General features: G+C 52.7%; 12 protein-coding genes. 2 read left to right on the top strand and 10 right to left on the bottom strand.

Translation table 11 applies throughout. The features are described 5' to 3' along the window. Positions 1-2 precede the first annotated feature (2 nt). From nqrM to E0F26_RS08605, 9 genes are all read right to left on the bottom strand, one after another. Positions 3-266, bottom strand: a complete 264-nt coding sequence (gene nqrM / locus E0F26_RS08645; protein WP_279241261.1) for a (Na+)-NQR maturation NqrM — start codon at positions 264-266, stop codon at positions 3-5. Next, complete coding sequence (locus E0F26_RS08640; protein WP_279241260.1) at positions 266-1,303, bottom strand: FAD:protein FMN transferase; 1,038 nt, start codon at positions 1,301-1,303, stop codon at positions 266-268. The genes nqrM and E0F26_RS08640 overlap by 1 nt, the downstream gene beginning before the upstream one ends. Before the next feature lie 10 nt (positions 1,304-1,313). Beyond that, entirely contained in the window at positions 1,314-2,507 is a 1,194-nt protein-coding gene (gene nqrF, locus E0F26_RS08635) for an NADH:ubiquinone reductase (Na(+)-transporting) subunit F (RefSeq protein ID WP_420887705.1), read from the bottom strand. A gap of 58 nt (positions 2,508-2,565) precedes the next feature. Beyond that, entirely contained in the window at positions 2,566-3,174 is a 609-nt protein-coding gene (nqrE, locus tag E0F26_RS08630; RefSeq protein WP_279241258.1) for an NADH:ubiquinone reductase (Na(+)-transporting) subunit E, read from the bottom strand. After that, positions 3,174-3,833 carry an NADH:ubiquinone reductase (Na(+)-transporting) subunit D gene (locus E0F26_RS08625; protein ID WP_279241257.1) on the bottom strand — a complete coding sequence of 220 codons (660 nt, stop codon included), beginning with the start codon at positions 3,831-3,833 and terminating at the stop codon, positions 3,174-3,176. Before E0F26_RS08625 ends, nqrE begins: the two co-directional genes overlap by 1 nt. Beyond that, positions 3,833-4,609, bottom strand: a complete 777-nt coding sequence (locus E0F26_RS08620; RefSeq protein WP_279241256.1) for a Na(+)-translocating NADH-quinone reductase subunit C — start codon at positions 4,607-4,609, stop codon at positions 3,833-3,835. The genes E0F26_RS08625 and E0F26_RS08620 overlap by 1 nt, the downstream gene beginning before the upstream one ends. Next, complete coding sequence (locus tag E0F26_RS08615) at positions 4,599-5,798, bottom strand: NADH:ubiquinone reductase (Na(+)-transporting) subunit B (RefSeq protein ID WP_279241255.1); 1,200 nt, start codon at positions 5,796-5,798, stop codon at positions 4,599-4,601. The genes E0F26_RS08620 and E0F26_RS08615 overlap by 11 nt, the downstream gene beginning before the upstream one ends. Before the next feature lie 3 nt (positions 5,799-5,801). Further along, complete coding sequence (locus E0F26_RS08610) at positions 5,802-7,148, bottom strand: Na(+)-translocating NADH-quinone reductase subunit A (RefSeq protein ID WP_279241254.1); 1,347 nt, start codon at positions 7,146-7,148, stop codon at positions 5,802-5,804. Positions 7,149-7,397: 249 nt separating this feature from the next. Further along, complete coding sequence (locus tag E0F26_RS08605) at positions 7,398-8,879, bottom strand: glyceraldehyde-3-phosphate dehydrogenase (RefSeq protein WP_279241253.1); 1,482 nt, start codon at positions 8,877-8,879, stop codon at positions 7,398-7,400. A gap of 147 nt (positions 8,880-9,026) precedes the next feature. Here E0F26_RS08605 and mfd point away from each other — a divergent pair, with 147 nt between their 5' ends. Both mfd and E0F26_RS08595 read left to right on the top strand, forming a co-directional pair. After that, positions 9,027-12,500, top strand: coding sequence for a transcription-repair coupling factor (gene mfd, locus E0F26_RS08600; RefSeq protein WP_279241252.1), 3,474 nt, complete (start codon positions 9,027-9,029; stop codon positions 12,498-12,500). After that, positions 12,482-14,314: a hypothetical protein gene (locus E0F26_RS08595; protein ID WP_279241251.1), complete on the top strand. Its 1,833-nt coding sequence runs from the start codon at positions 12,482-12,484 to the stop codon at positions 14,312-14,314. Before mfd ends, E0F26_RS08595 begins: the two co-directional genes overlap by 19 nt. Here the strand turns inward: E0F26_RS08595 and E0F26_RS08590 are convergent. Then, complete coding sequence (locus E0F26_RS08590; protein ID WP_279241250.1) at positions 14,304-15,392, bottom strand: mechanosensitive ion channel family protein; 1,089 nt, start codon at positions 15,390-15,392, stop codon at positions 14,304-14,306. The genes E0F26_RS08595 and E0F26_RS08590 overlap by 11 nt on opposite strands. Positions 15,393-15,482: the final 90 nt, after the last annotated feature.

Below are 15,482 nucleotides of genomic sequence, written 5' to 3'. Positions count from 1 at the left end.
TCCTACCGCTCAGCAGGATCGAAAACAACCGCACCCTTATCGGCCTTGTTGCTGGCCCCAGCCTCGGAGCTACTTGCCTCAAAGTGGTCCCGCGTCTCTGTTTCGCAACGCTGAGGATCACCGCCACACAGGTCACAGGATTGATCGATACCCAGCGCGCCGATGCCGCCGCACGAACCCTTAATAGGCGCCCTACCCGCTATAACACCCACGGCCATAGCGCTAAGAATGAATGCAAAAACAATAAAACTAATCAGAAAAATCATTAGAGGGCATCCTCTCCCGTTGATGTCGTTAACCACTGTGCCATGACCCCGTTGTCCGAGCTTACCAGCTGCTGGCCATCGCGAGAAATCAGGGTAACGCCCAGCTCATAAAGATCAGCCAAGCGTAAAGCCTCCTCGGTGCCAACGACCATAAGGGCCGTCGCCCAAGCATCGGCCACCATCGTAGAAGGATGCACGACAGTGACAGATACCAGGTCATGCTCTATCGGTAGCGCGGTTCGTGGATCAATAAGGTGAGAGTAACGAGTGCCCTTATCGACAAAGAAATTGCGATAGTCCCCACTCGTCGCAATACCAACGTCCGTTACGGCTATCGCCGCATACACGGCGCCCGCGCGCGCGGGTACGGGATTCTCAATAGCTAGTCGCCACCGATCACCACGAGGACTCAATCCGCGCACCTGCACCTCACCCCCTACTTCCAGCATGAAGTGCTCAATACCCATCTCAAGCAGTGCGTCAGACGCGAGATCAACGGCATAGCCCTTGGCGATCGATGAAAAATCGAGCTCGGCTTGTGCATGTTGTTTCACAAAAGCCCGTGTTGATAAATCCCAGGCAAATTCTTCGAGACCAATAATAGGCTCAAGTGCATCGAGCGCGTCTTCAGAGGGTCTTTGCGTAACTCCCTTTGGCCCAAACCCCCATAAATTGACGAGCGGCGATACCGAGGGGTCGTAGGCGCCTCCGGTCGCGTAATAAATATCGAGGGCTGTGTTAAAGACCAGCGCAAAGTCCCAGTCAACCTCAAAGACTTGATTGGCATCGAGAGCATTTAAACGACTGATTGTTGAATCGTCGCGATAGTTGTTCATGCTGTCATCAACAACCTTAAACGCGTCCATTACTGCTGACTCAACTTGGTCCGGCGTTAAGCCCTCTGGTGAGGTGTGAAAGGTTAAGTTCCAGCTGGTTCCAAAAATACGGCCCGATAACTTCTCTGTGCTTGATGACTCACTGCAACCAGCAGCAAAAAGCAAAAAGGCCAGCGCGATGGCTGGCCTTGTGATTGACAATGGTCGGCGCTTACCCACCGAAGTCATCCAAGAAAATATTCTCGCGCTCAACGCCCAGGTCGACGAGCATGTCGATGCAGGCCTTGTTCATCATGGGTGGCCCACACATATAGAACTCGCAATCTTCAGGCGCTGGATGGTCCTTCAGGTATTGCTCATACAACACGTTGTGAATGAAGCCGGTTAAGCCATCCCAATTATCTTCAGGCTGGGGGTCCGATAACGCCACATGCCAGTCGAAGTTGTCATTTTCGGCCGCGAGCGTGTCGTAATCTTCGACGTAAAACATCTCGCGAAGCGACCGCGCACCGTACCAAAAGCTAATTTTACGATCAGTATTGATCCGACGTAGCTGATCGAACAGGTGCGAACGCATTGGCGCCATACCAGCACCACCACCGATAAACACCATCTCAGCATCGGTCTCTTTTGCGAAGAATTCTCCGAACGGGCCGTAAACATTGATCTTGTCACCGGGCTTAAGATTAAAGACCCAGCTCGACATGATGCCCGGGGGTAAACCTTCGGTTCGAGGCGGCGGAGTAGCAACCCGAATGTTGAACTTCACGACGCCCTTCTCTTCGGGATAGTTAGCCATGGAGTAAGCACGAATCGTGGTGTCTGGACTAGAGGACTCGAGTTTGAAGAAGCCAAAATGCTCCCAGTCACCCCGGTACTCTTCACCGATCTCAAAGTCCGAGAACTTCACCGCATGCGGCGGACACTCGAGCTGTACGTAGCCCCCCGCTCGGAAGTCGCAGGTCTCGCCCTCTGGAAGTCTAAGCACTAGCTCCTTAATAAAGGTGGCCACGTTGTCGTTGGATTCAACTGTGCACTCCCACTGCTTAACACCAAAGACTTCTTCCGGAATCTCTATTTTCAGGTCCTGTTTGACAGGTGTCTGACAAGACAGCCGCCAACCTTCGTTCGCCTCTCGACGCGTGAAGTGGCTTTCTTCCGTTGGGAGTAAAGAACCGCCCCCTTCGGAGACGACACATTTGCACTGTGCGCAAGTACCACCTCCACCACAGGCACTGGCGAGGAATAAGTCAGCATCCGCTAGCGTCTGCAGCAACTTGCCGCCCGCTGGGACTTGTATCGTCTTCTCACCATTAATTTCGATACTGATATTGCCGCTTGCAACCAGCTTACTGCGTGCTGCAAGAATGACCATCACCAAGGCGACAACAACGGCAGTAAACATGCCAACGCCAAAGAAAATAGTTGTATACACAGATCTCTCCTAGAGCTTATGTAGCCAATTAAATATCGATACCACCAAAGGACATGAAGCCAAGCGACATCAATCCCACAGTGATAAAGGTTATGCCAAGCCCCTGCAACCCATCGGGAATATCGCTGTACTTCAACTTCTCACGAATCCCTGCCAGCGCAACAATTGCCAGTGCCCAGCCGACGCCCGCACCGAACCCAAACACAGCGCTCTCGCCAAAATCGAGGCTTCGCTCAACCATCAGGAGTGATGCACCCAAAATCGCGCAGTTCACTGTGATGAGCGGAAGGAAAACACCGAGCGCAGAATACAGCGCAGGAACGTACCGATCGAGGAACATCTCGAGAATTTGGACCATCGCTGCGATAACGCCGATATACGAGAGCAATCCTAAGAAGCTCAGATCGAGATCAGGATAGCCCGCCCAGGCCAAGGCGCCCTCCGCCAACAGATTTTGGTAAATCAGATTGTTTACGGGGACGGTAATCGTGAGAACCACGACCACGGCGATACCCAGACCAAACGCAGCAGAAATTTTCTTGGAGACGGCGAGGAAGGTACACATGCCCAAGAACCACGCCAAGGCCATGTTTTCAATGAATACCGCCCGCACAAAGAGGCTTAAATAATGTTCCATTACGCACTCTCCTCTGCGGCTGTGTGCTTGGCAATTTTGAACTCAGGCTCTTCAACTTGCTCTGTTTGCACCGCTCGAATTGCCCAGATGAGGAAGCCAATGAGGAAGAAAGCGCTCGGTGGAAGCAGCAGCAGGCCGTTAGGGTTATACCAGCCACCTTCTGTGACCACTGGCAGGATCTCAATACCCATCAAGGAGCCAGCACCGAAGAGTTCACGAACTACGCCCACAGCGATCAGTACAAAGGAATAACCTAGCCCGTTACCCAAACCATCCAAAAAGCTCGGTACCGGTGGGTTCTTCATCGCAAAGGCTTCTGCACGACCCATAACGATGCAGTTCGTAATGATCAAACCGACAAATACCGAGAGTTGCTTAGAAATATCGTAGGCAACAGCCTTGAGAATCTGGTCGACCACAATAACCAGCGACGCAATGATGGTCATCTGAACGATGATACGAATGCTCGATGGAATGTAGCTCCGGATACACGAAATAAAGAATGAGGAGCAGGCTGTCACCGCAGTCAAAGCAACTGACATTACGAGGCTTACCTGCAGCGATGAGGTCACCGCCAAGGCAGAGCAAATACCGAGAATTTGTAACGCGATCGGGTTGTTCTGAATAACAGGGGAAAATAAGGTCTCGCGAACACTCATTACACATTACCTCCGCGCAGGTTACCGAGAAGCGGCGCAAAGCCGTCGTCCCCGAGCCAATATTGAACTAGGTTGCTTACACCTTTTGTCGTCAGCGTTGCTCCAGAGAGTCCATCGACCTGCCATTGCGCGTTTGCAGACGCAGGGTTAACCGTCCCCTTCAGAACAGTAATGGCAACGTCGCCTTCTTTGTAAGCAAGCTTGCCCGACCACTTTGCTTTCCAGCTTGGGTTATCAACCTCGCCACCGAGCCCAGGCGTTTCTCCGTGCTCGTAGAACCCGAGACCGACAATGGTATTGGCGTCAGACTCTAGCGCCACAAAGCCATAGAGCGTCGACCACAGACCGTATCCATGAATAGGCAAGATGATGCGGTCGAGACCACCGTTTCCGTTGTTTACGAGGTAAACCACAGCTCGATTCTCACGCCGAATGATCTTTGCTGGATCCTCATCGCCACTCAATGCCCGTGACTGCGAGGGATCTTTCGATGATTTGCGCTGATCAAAGGTTTCCGGGTCGACATCATCGACAAACAAGCCGGTGTCTAGATCAACCACGCGGGCTTCGATCGTTTCGAACTGCTCTTCTACCGATCGCTCGGGATCGTACAAACCACCGGCCATCAATATGTTGCGCTTTAGGTCTCTGGCCTTGTTGGCTTCCTGTTGCGGTTTCAAGGCAACCGCCGCTGTAGACACGACGACAGAGCAGACAATACAGAGTCCAAGAGCGACCGTAAGTACGCGGGACAGCGTCTCGTTATTAGCTGACACGAGCTAGTCTCCTTTTAATATTGGCTTGCACCGCGAAATTATCAAAAAGCGGAGCAAACAGATTCGCAAATAGGATGGCGAGCATCATCCCCTCGGGGAAGGCGGGGTTAACAACACGGATCAATACACACATAACGCCGATCAATGCACCGTACGCCCATCGCCCGCTGTTGGTCATGGCAGCGGAAACGGGGTCGGTTGCCATGAAAAATGCACCGAATGCGAAGCTTCCTATGACCATGTGCCAGTACCAAGGCATGGCAAACATGGGGTTTGAATCGGAACCGATCGCATTAAGCAGTAGTGAGAAGCCAATCATGCCGGCGAAGCAGCCAGCCACGACACGCCACGACGCGATCCCCATAAGCAGTAGCGCGCCACCGCCAATCATGATCGCAAGCGTTGAAGTCTCACCGATTGAACCTGGCATCGCGCCCAAAAACGCCTCTGACCAAGTGTAGGCTGAGGTAAGACCGGCCATGCCATCGCTTGCTACGACGCTCAATGCTGTCGCACCAGAGTAGCCATCGACCGCTGTCCAGACGGTATCGCCTGAAAGTTGTGCTGGATAAGCGAAGTACAGAAAAGCGCGACCTGTCAGCGCCGGGTTCAGGAAGTTCTTCCCTGTGCCACCAAACACCTCTTTGGCGACCACAATACCGAAGGAAATACCCATCGCCGCCTGCCACAACGGAAGGTCTGGCGGCAGTGTGAGTGTGAAAAGAATCGAGGTAACAAAGAACCCTTCATTGATTTCGTGTCCGCGCTTCATCGCGAACAGGACTTCCCAAAACCCACCGACAATAAAGGTGATCGCGTACAAGGGCAGAAAGTGGACGGCACCGTATAAAAAGTTATCCCACAGGCTGTTTGGATTAAAACCGCCCAAACTGGCGACAATCGCACCTCGCCAACCCTCTAGACCGTAACCGCCCGCTGCAATCACTTCATTGGCGTGGTACCCAATGTTGTACATGCCATAAAACATCGCCGGAAAGGTGCAAAACCAAACCGTGATCATGATGCGCTTGAGGTCGATGCCATCTCGCACGTGTGCCGAAGCCTTGGTAACACTTGATGGGCTGTAAAAGATCGTGTCGACAGCTTCAAAGAGCGCATACCACGACTCGTACTTACCACCGGGCTTAAAATGAGGCTCAAGATTGTCTAATGTACTGCGTAATCCCACGACTTATCCCTCTTTCTCAATTCTCGCCAGGTTGTCTCGCAACACCGGACCGTATTCATATTTTCCCGGGCACACGTAGGTGCACAGGGCCAAGTCTTCCTCGTCGAGCTCTAAACACCCCAAGGCCTGAGCTGTCTCGGTATCACCCACCAAAAGCGCCCTTAGTAATTGAGTGGGAAGCACGTCAAGCGGCATAACCCGCTCGTAGGCGCCAACGGGAACCATTGCCCGTTCCGAGCCGTTGGTGGTCGTTGTCATGGCGAGTGGCTTATTGCCGAACAAACTCGATAGGTAAATGCCCATGGCTGAGTGTTTCTTTGCGCCGGGTGATAACCAGCCCATAAATGCTCGATCTCTGCCCTCTGAGAGCAGGGAAATCTGATTGTGGAAGCGTCCAAGGTAAGCCGAGTGCGCCTGCACACTGCGCCCCCCCAAAACAGAACCGCTTATGAGACGGTTTTCACCACCGGCCTGATTGCCTGCCGTGAGGGCTTCAATATCAGCGCCGCGAACGGTGCGTACGATTTCGGGATTGCTCACTGCGGGACCTGAAACAGAAACAACACGCGCCGAATCGATCTCTCCGTTGAGGAACAAGTTACCGATCGCTATCACGTCTTGATAATCGATGGTCCACGCCAGCTTAGTCAGCGAGGCACCTTGTAGAAAATGAATATGGGTTCCAGCCAATCCCGCGGGATGAGGGCCTGAAAATTCGGCTGCCTGAACACGTTGGTGCCCTGCAACAGGCACTTCGCTTCCGGCTGCCATGCACACATGCACAGGAGCGTCACTCAGTGCAGCCAATATTTCCTGCCCAGCAACGAAGGTATCCGCGTTCTCTGCGATCACCCAGTCTGGATTCACGGCATGAGGACGGGTATCCATCGCTGTCACAAAGATGCCCGCAGGCTCAGTTGATGGGTCAGCTACCTTATTAAAGGGACGCACTCGCAGTGACGTCCATTCACCCGACTCAAGGAGCCGCGATTTCACGCTCTCGGCGGTAAGTGACGCGATGGCCTCGCGCGCAACCGCATCCCAGCGCTTAGGCTCGACAGATTCGTCGATCTCAATCACAAGCGATTGAAAGACTCGTCGCGCGCCTCTATTGATGGCTGCAACCCTGCCAGATGCCGGCGCCGTGTAGGCTACACCTTCGCACTTTTTGTCTGTGAATAGCGTTTGGCCCTTAGAGACGATATCGCCCTCTGACACGGCCATGGTTGGTTTCATACCAATGTAGTCGGCTCCAACGAGTGCTACATTTCGTGGCGAGAACTCACGAGCGATTGACTGCTCTGGAGCTCCGGCCAATGGGATATCGAGTCCCCGGCGAATTTTAATCATGCCTTTCCCTATCATCGTTCGCATATCGCGCGCACGCGCCTCCGCTGGCTGTCATGTAGTCAGCTTGCACTGAAGCGGATCAGGCGCTGCCTGATGTGAGTGGCCACTCCCCCCAGCGAAGTGAACTACAGGTTTGCCGGCGGCTGTTTTCAGCTCAGTTTTATATACACCCGGCGCCGCGAATTCTAACCAAGCTGGCGCCGAGTTACCACAACTCTCTGCAATTCAAATGACCATTGAATTAAGTTGTCAGAGACCACCCCTGTCCGTCGGTGGATAGGTAGGATATTTGATGCCAGCCATTTTCTCTAAAACGCGGTAAACCTGACAGCTGTAGCCGTATTCGTTGTCGTACCAAAGGTATAACACGGCGTGTCGGCCATTGACGATGGTCGCTTGTGCATCGAAGACACAGGCTGCGCGAGATCCCACAAAATCAGTAGAGACAACTTCTGGCGAGTTCGAGAAATCGATCTGTTTTCTGTACTCACTGTGTAGGGCCGTCTGCCGCATGAACTCGTTCAGCTCTTCCTTCGTCGTATCCTTGGATAACGTGACATTAAGAATCGCCATCGAAACATTCGGTGTCGGCACTCGGATAGCATTACCGGTCAATTTACCTGTTAACTCAGGCAGCACCTTTGCAACGGCTTTTGCGGCCCCTGTCTCAGTCAACACTAAGTTCAACGGCGCACTGCGCCCTCTGCGGTCCGCCTTGTGATAATTATCGATAAGGTTTTGATCATTGGTAAACGCATGAACGGTTTCCACATGTCCCGACTCGATGCCGAATTGATCATGAATGGCCTTAAGGGGCGGAACAATGGCGTTTGTCGTACACGATGCAGCGGACAGCACCTCATCGCCAGCGTCGATCTCGTTGTGATTGATACCCGCGACAATGTTTTTGATATCGCCCTTACCGGGCGCGGTTAAAATCACTTTACTGACACCTTTCGCGCTCAGGTGTCTCGAGAGGCCCGCGCGATCACGCCAAACACCCGTATTGTCAACGACAAGACAGTTACTGATGCCATGCGCTTCGTAATCGACATCCTCAGGCGCGTTTGCGTATATGACCTTTATCTCATTACCGTTGGCAACGAACGACTGTCGCTCTTCGTCAACTCTAATAGTCCCTTGGAACACGCCGTGCACCGAGTCTCGTCGCAGCAAACTTGCTCGTTTCACGAGGTCGTCGGGTGCACTGCCTTTACGAACAACGATTGCACGTAACCGTAAATTGTCGCCACCGTCTGTCTTGGCAACGAGTATGCGTGCCATGAGGCGTCCGATCCGACCAAAACCGAACAAAACAACATCAACGGGCCCCTCTGCTTGCTCGCCCGAATCAAGAAGGTGTGACAGGCGGCTCGCAACGAAGTCGTCCAAGGACGCACCTTCGCCCTGCTCTTTATCAAAATATTCAACCGACAGGCGACCGATATCAATGTGACACGGTCCGAGATGAAGTTTCGCCATCGCTTCGAGAATTCGAATAGTCTCAAACTCAGAGAGCTCGTTATCCTCAACCTGACGTACCCAACGATGGGCTTTCATGATGTCTAGTACGCTAAGGTTTACGAGAGATTTCCCATAAATGTAGCACTTTACATTTTGTTCACGTGCCAGTGCTCCGACGATAGGGATCATGGATTCAGCCAGAGCTTCTCGCTCTTTCCAATCTACGAAATAATCGTCAGGACGCTGACGCTTTCTTTGGGGCGCCATGCTTTTTCCTTTTGTTTTTGGCCGGTTGAATGGCCAACGTGTGAGTGTTTTTGGATTATCGCTCTCAGACCACCCGAACAGCAACCGTTCAGCCCTAGTAAGCGACCAACGTGACACGTAAAATCCGCGTCCCCAGTAGGAGCAATCATGACCTCGTTTTTTGACATCCAATCCACGCTGCCTTGGCCAAACGCAACAGGTAAGCGCACCGCCATTGGACCCGTAACGGGTGCTGCGCAGTCACACTTCGTTGCTGAGCTCGCAAAAACGACCCCACTGATTCTCGTTATCACTGAAAATACTGCGGCTGCGCATATTTTGGCGTCTGAATTGCCCTTTTTCATGGACGACAAAAAAGAGACCCTTTTAATTCAGGATTGGGAAACCCTTCCGTACGACAATTTCTCCCCCCATGAAGACATTATCTCCGACAGACTGAAGGCTTTTTCCCGCCTTCCCTCGCTCACGGAGGGCATTGTTATCGTCTCGATAACAACGCTAATGCATCGCGTACCTCCCCGACACTTTATCGAGACGGGCGTTTTGAGTTTGGCTATTGGAGAAGAACTGGATCTTCAGCGCTTTACTCGCAATCTCACCAAGAACGGTTACCGAAGCGTCGATACCGTTTATGAGCATGGAGAGTTTGCTACGCGCGGCTCACTGCTTGATGTTTTCCCCATGGGAAGCGATGCGCCACTTCGCATTGATCTGTTTGACGGCGAGATAGAAACGCTCAGAAGTTTCGACCCGGATACTCAAAGAACAACCGAACGGCTGGAGAAGGTAGACTTATTGCCCGCGCGCGAATACCCCCTTCATACCGATGCAATCGAGCGCTTCAAAATTGACTGGTATCGCAGCTTTGAGGGCGATCCAGAAAAATGCAGCGTGTTTACGGATATCAGTCAGCGCCGCGCGCCTCAAGGAGCGGAGTACTATATGCCGCTCTTCTTTGACGAGTGCGAAGTGCTCTTCGACTATTTACCCAGCGACATTCCACTGATCATGGTTGGGAATAATTTTGCATCTGCTAAACGCTTTTGGGCAGAGGTGAATAATCGATACGAAGAGTACGGTGTTGATCCCAGACGACCATTGGTCCCGCCGCCCCGCGGGTTTATCGCTCCTGAGGAGTTGTACGCGCGACTCGGGGACTACTGCGCAATTGAATTTAGAGACAACACCGATGCCTCGCTCCATTATCAACTCGGTGACTACAGACCTGAGCCCTTCTCAGCGACTGAGAATTACCGCAACGTGTCAGGCGTAGGAAAACTCTCTGTGTTGCTTGAGTCCCACGACTCACCTGTTTTACTCAGTGTCGAAAGTGCAGGACGTCGTGAAATCATACTTGAGTCCTTAAATAAGGAGGGGCTCAAACCAACCGCTGTCTCGAGTTGGAGCGAGTTTAACCAGAGCGGTACGACCTTTGGCATCACTGTCACCGACATTAGTCGCGAGCTGTTTACAACGCCCAACGGACCGGCGCTCATTTCTGAGGATCAGTTATTCGGTCAACGCGTCGCTCAGAAGCGGCGACGAAAGCGCGAAGAAGAAACCGATACACAGGTCATTATTCGTGACCTCACCGAGCTTCGCCCGGGCGTGCCGGTTGTGCACCTAGAACACGGCGTCGGTCGGTACACCGGTCTCGAGATGCTAACGATTGACGGGCACGATGCGGAATTTCTGCTGCTCGAGTATGCCAACGATGACAAGTTGTACGTGCCCGTCGGCTCTCTGCACCTCATTAGCCGATATTCGGGTGGTGATGAAGATACGGCGCCACTGCACCGACTGGGCACAGAGCACTGGGTTAAGGCCCGAAAGAAAGCATCCGAAAAAGCGTCAGACGTTGCCGCGCAATTACTTGAGGTATATGCAAAGCGAGAGGCGCGCGTCGGATATGCGCACGAACTCGATGACGCAGCATGGGATGAGTTTTGCACCGGTTTCAGTTTTGAAGAAACGCCTGATCAAGCCGCTGCAATCGAGTCGGTCAAAGCGGATATGTGCGCTGAGAAAGTGATGGATCGCTTGGTCTGCGGAGATGTTGGATTCGGCAAGACGGAGGTTGCCATGCGGGCCGCTTTCATTGCAGCCCACAATCACAAGCAAGTCGCTGTTCTTGTCCCAACCACATTGCTTGCCCAGCAGCACTTTAAAAACTTCAACGATCGTTTTGCCGGCTGGCCGATCACTGTCGAAGTCGTCTCGCGATTTAAAACAGCAAAAGATATTCGAGATATCACTCGACGACTTCAGGCAGGTGACATCGACATCTTAGTGGGCACGCACAAGTTGTTGCAGACCGATTTCGGCTTCTCTGATCTTGGCCTCCTCATTATCGATGAGGAGCATCGGTTTGGTGTAAAGCAAAAAGAAGCGATCAAAGCACTCCGGGCTGAAGTCGATATTCTCACGATGACCGCCACGCCTATTCCCAGAACCCTCAACATGGCCCTGGGCGGATTAAGGGACTTGTCTGTCATTGCGACGCCCCCTGCCAAACGCCTCTCGATTAAAACGTTTGTACGCGAGCAAAATATTGGCTTAGTCAAAGAAGCCATTTTGCGCGAAACGCTTCGTGGGGGCCAAGTTTACTTCCTTCACAATGAAGTGAAGACCATCGAGGAGACGGCTCGAAAGCTCCGCGAGCTGGTGCCTGATATATCGTTTGGGGTGGCACATGGCCAGTTGCGCGAGCAAGAGCTTGAGAAAGTCATGTCCGACTTTTACCACCAGCGACACAACGTGCTCGTTTGTTCCACGATCATAGAAACTGGGATCGACGTCCCCAACGCCAACACCATCATCATCGAGAGGGCCGACAAGTTTGGCCTTGCTCAGCTACACCAACTTCGCGGCCGTGTTGGACGTTCTCATCATCAGGCCTATGCCTACCTATTGACGCCTCCCAGGACAGGGTTGAGCAGTGATGCCGAAAAACGCCTTGAGGCGATTGAATCAGCAGGCGCATTAGGTGCCGGTTTCATGCTGGCGTCCCATGACTTAGAAATACGCGGCGCCGGAGAATTATTGGGCGACGAGCAATCGGGACAGATCCAGCAGGTTGGCTTTTCGATGTACCTTGAAATGCTAAATCGCGCGGTTGAGTCACTGCGTAAGGGTGAAATTCCTGACGTGGACGCCCCGCTTGATACAGGTACCGAGGTAAAACTTCATGTGCCGGCACTCATCCCAGATGATTACTTGCCAAATATTTCGACTAGGCTGGTTTTATACAAACGCATTGCTCAGGCAAAAACCAAGAATCAGCTCGACGAAGTACAAATCGAAATGATCGATCGCTTCGGGCTATTACCCGACGCCACAAAACAGTTATTCGCTCAAGCGGAAATTCGCCTTCGTGCGCAGCGGCTCGGCATATCAAATATTGACGTGAGCGCCGTAGGTGGTAGCGTCAAGTTTGAGGAATCGACGCCAGTGCCGGTAAATGCGTTGATACAACTGTTACAGAGCAACCCCAAGGAATTCAAACTAGGGGGATCCGACACGTTGCGATTCGTCAAAAATCTAGACGGCGTTGCCGAGAGAAAAGACTACGTGGACGACCTTTTGCAGCGATGGGAAAAAGCATGCCCCGATCTTCAGTAGGCAAGATAGCCGCGAGCGTCGCCTTGCTCACCGTTTCATTCAATACGCTAAGCCAAAGTATCGACGAACCGCTGGCCGCCATAGCTGACAACAGTGACGAGCCCTCTGGTTGGATGCATATCGAAGTCGCCATTTTCGTTGATAGCAGTTCGACGGCGTTGGCATCCGAACTTTGGGCTGTCGAGCCAAGCCTATCTTATCCCCCTAATAAACGCTGGCTGACTGACTACAACGAGATAAAGACCCTAATGGATCAATGGGGTGAGGAAGCTGTAAAAATAGATCCGAATGGGTCTATCGTCATTGCGCCAGTACCAGCACCAGCACCAGCAACAGAATCGATGCTGGTTAACGCCTCAGATGCAGAGCAAAGTCTTGTTGGTGATGCTATTGAGCCGCTATTTAATGCGGCCTCAGACTTTGAGCCGACAATCGACGGGGCAATGGGGGTCACACTAGTTGACGACGCAGCAGGAGGCTCAGATAGCGACTTTCAGCCGGCCGATACTCTCCCCTCTGCACAACCCGAGACAGCGAAATACGCGAGCCTGAAGGACCGTATCGGAGCGGAGAGTTTGACAAACAGCGTAGCGGAGATGCCTCAGCTGGGTAGCCAAACCTCAGATGAGAGCCCAGAGGACGACAGCGTCGAGCGCACAGGGCAGATTCCCCTAGAGAACCTAGCCACGCTGAGTGGAAACGAGAACATAGGGTCGTTTTCACCAAACGAAATACCCGATCCAGCAACTGCTGTCGCCGACCCTATGAATCGCCGTCCGCTCAGCGATGAGCGTGGCGCTGATGCGTTATCAGGAATAGATTCATCAGAGGGACTGACAGTACCCAACACTGAGATCGATGAAGCGGGCATCGAGATTGCAGAAAATGGCCGCAACGAGACATCTGATGAGTCAGAGAACTTTTTTGCCATCGATGGACTTGGAGAAGACTTTAGTGGGCTTTCAAGTGGGGACGAAACCGCCCTCCCCGGTCTCGAAGATAGCGCGGAAGGGGGCGGTATCGACTGGTTGTCAGATTTCGAAACTGAGGAACCATCGGATAGCGAAGCGCTTGCCGGTGACCCAACGCCGCCGCCTCTGCCGGCAAGCTATCAACTCATGCCTTATGAAATACTCAAACCCGGTTTGCGAAAACTTGAGAAGGACACGGGAAGAGCGCCAGTCTCTGTCTTATCTTGGCTACAACCCATAAGTGCCGAAAGCGATGCGGTTGTCGTGGATAAATGGACTCAGAGCGACAGGGAACCTCATATTCAGGGGACGCTGCAAATTAACGGGCCTTCGGCTTCATCGCGTGAGTATCGTTTGGCCACCAACCTGTGGACCAACACAACGGGGAGTTATCTGCCCCAAAAGTTACCCCCGCTTGCGCTGCCTGCCCCGCCTACGCGCGTCCTGCTAATTGAGCCTGAGCAGGTAATCACTCAGGTGCTTGAGGAGCCGACAGTAGAGTTCATTGATATCACGACCGGGTTAAATACTCTCAGACCTGAGCCGATTGACACGGTGACGACGGAGGATGAAGACCCCGTGGTAGCGGCGTTACCGAAACACGCAATTGCGCTTATGGACCAGCGCGACCTGAGAGAGGGTTATGTGAGGTACATTGACCACCCCGTCATACAAGTCGCCGCAGTTTGGCGGGAACTCACGTACGCTGAGCTTTTTGAGCTCGGTGAGGCCCAGCGTGTGCGCCGAGACATCGACAGCCTAACTCGCGGGCTCATTAACACCGAGTCGGCGCCCCAAAAGCCGTCTACAGCCGAACGAGAGCCAGCTCAAATCACTCGCTAGGTTCAATCGGTGTGTGATGTATTGTTTGGGTCGGGAACGCGACCTCTGCACCGTGTGCTGCGACAATTTCGAGGACTTTGAGCAACACATTTTCCTTAATGCTGTGGTACTCCACCCAATTGGTTGTTTTAGTGAACGTGTAGAAAAAGAAGTCGAGTGACGACGGCCCCATGTGGTTAAAGTTCACGATGAGCGTTCTATCCTGAGCGATGTCAGGGTGCTCGAGCAACATGGTATGCACAGCCTTTACAATGTCCGCCACCTTTGCGGCATCCTCGTATCGCACCCCTACCGTTTCGTATATGCGTCGATTCGTCATTCTTGAAGGGTTTTCGAGGGAAACACTTGAAAACGTCGAGTTTGGAACATACAACGGTCGCTGGTCGAAAGTCCGGATTCTCGTCATTCTTAGACCAATCTCCTCGACAGTTCCCTCGATATTCCGGTCAGGAGACCGTATCCAGTCACCAACGGCAAAGGGACGATCCAGATAGATACTGACACCCCCAAGAAAGTTTGCCAGAAGGTCTTTCGCTGCGAAACCAACCGCGATGCCGCCAACGCCGCCGAAGGCCAACAAGCCAGACACTGACACACCCAGAGATTGCATTACCATCAGTACAACCAGCACCCAAATAGTAATGCGAGCCAAGCGTGCAACGGCGTTAATGGACGCACGATCATCGGATCCCTTTGGGCCTCGATGATCCGCTAATAACTCCGCCTCAATTCCCGCTGATACCCGGTGCAACAACCAACCAATGAGCAATATGGCGCCCGTATCGGCGAGGTGCAACAGCCCCATCCGCAGACTCTGAGCCTGTTCAAATAACCCCAACGAAAGGTAGAGGACACAAATCCACATCGCCCATTCGGCTGGCGGCGAAATCGCGTAATAAACGACATCATCCCATCGAGCGGCCGTCGTATCGGCAAATGAACCCAGCTTTTGGACAAGCTTTCGAATAAGCACATGAGCCACAGCACCAAGTAACAATAGCGACACCAGTGCAGTTGGGACCGCGGGAGTCCCCAAATAATCACTCAAGGGCAAAACAAAACTGAGAATGGATTCCATGACGACTCCAATGAATTGATGACGCCTAACCTACCCATCGAAACCCGATCGGCCAATACTGTACATTTATACATACTGCCTTTATCATCA

Origin of the sequence: Candidatus Paraluminiphilus aquimaris (genome assembly GCF_026230195.1) — a bacterium.
GTDB classification, from domain to species: Bacteria; Pseudomonadota; Gammaproteobacteria; order Pseudomonadales; family Halieaceae; genus Luminiphilus; species Luminiphilus aquimaris.
Note: the sequence above shows the minus strand (reverse complement) of the source record. Positions and strands in the feature narration are given on the sequence as shown.

What these genes read in the sequence shown, in the direction of transcription:
- nqrF (WP_420887705.1), bottom strand. Translation starts at nt 2,507, where the DNA reads ATGTTTACTGCCGTTGTTGTCGCCTTGGTGATGGTCATTCTTGCAGCA.
- E0F26_RS08590 (WP_279241250.1), bottom strand. Translation starts at nt 15,392, where the DNA reads ATGGAATCCATTCTCAGTTTTGTTTTGCCCTTGAGTGATTATTTGGGG.
- mfd (WP_279241252.1), top strand. Translation starts at nt 9,027, where the DNA reads ATGACCTCGTTTTTTGACATCCAATCCACGCTGCCTTGGCCAAACGCA.
- E0F26_RS08595 (WP_279241251.1), top strand. Translation starts at nt 12,482, where the DNA reads ATGCCCCGATCTTCAGTAGGCAAGATAGCCGCGAGCGTCGCCTTGCTC.
- nqrM (WP_279241261.1), bottom strand. Translation starts at nt 266, where the DNA reads ATGATTTTTCTGATTAGTTTTATTGTTTTTGCATTCATTCTTAGCGCT.
- E0F26_RS08625 (WP_279241257.1), bottom strand. Translation starts at nt 3,833, where the DNA reads ATGAGTGTTCGCGAGACCTTATTTTCCCCTGTTATTCAGAACAACCCG.
- nqrE (WP_279241258.1), bottom strand. Translation starts at nt 3,174, where the DNA reads ATGGAACATTATTTAAGCCTCTTTGTGCGGGCGGTATTCATTGAAAAC.
- E0F26_RS08610 (WP_279241254.1), bottom strand. Translation starts at nt 7,148, where the DNA reads ATGATTAAAATTCGCCGGGGACTCGATATCCCATTGGCCGGAGCTCCA.
- E0F26_RS08605 (WP_279241253.1), bottom strand. Translation starts at nt 8,879, where the DNA reads ATGGCGCCCCAAAGAAAGCGTCAGCGTCCTGACGATTATTTCGTAGAT.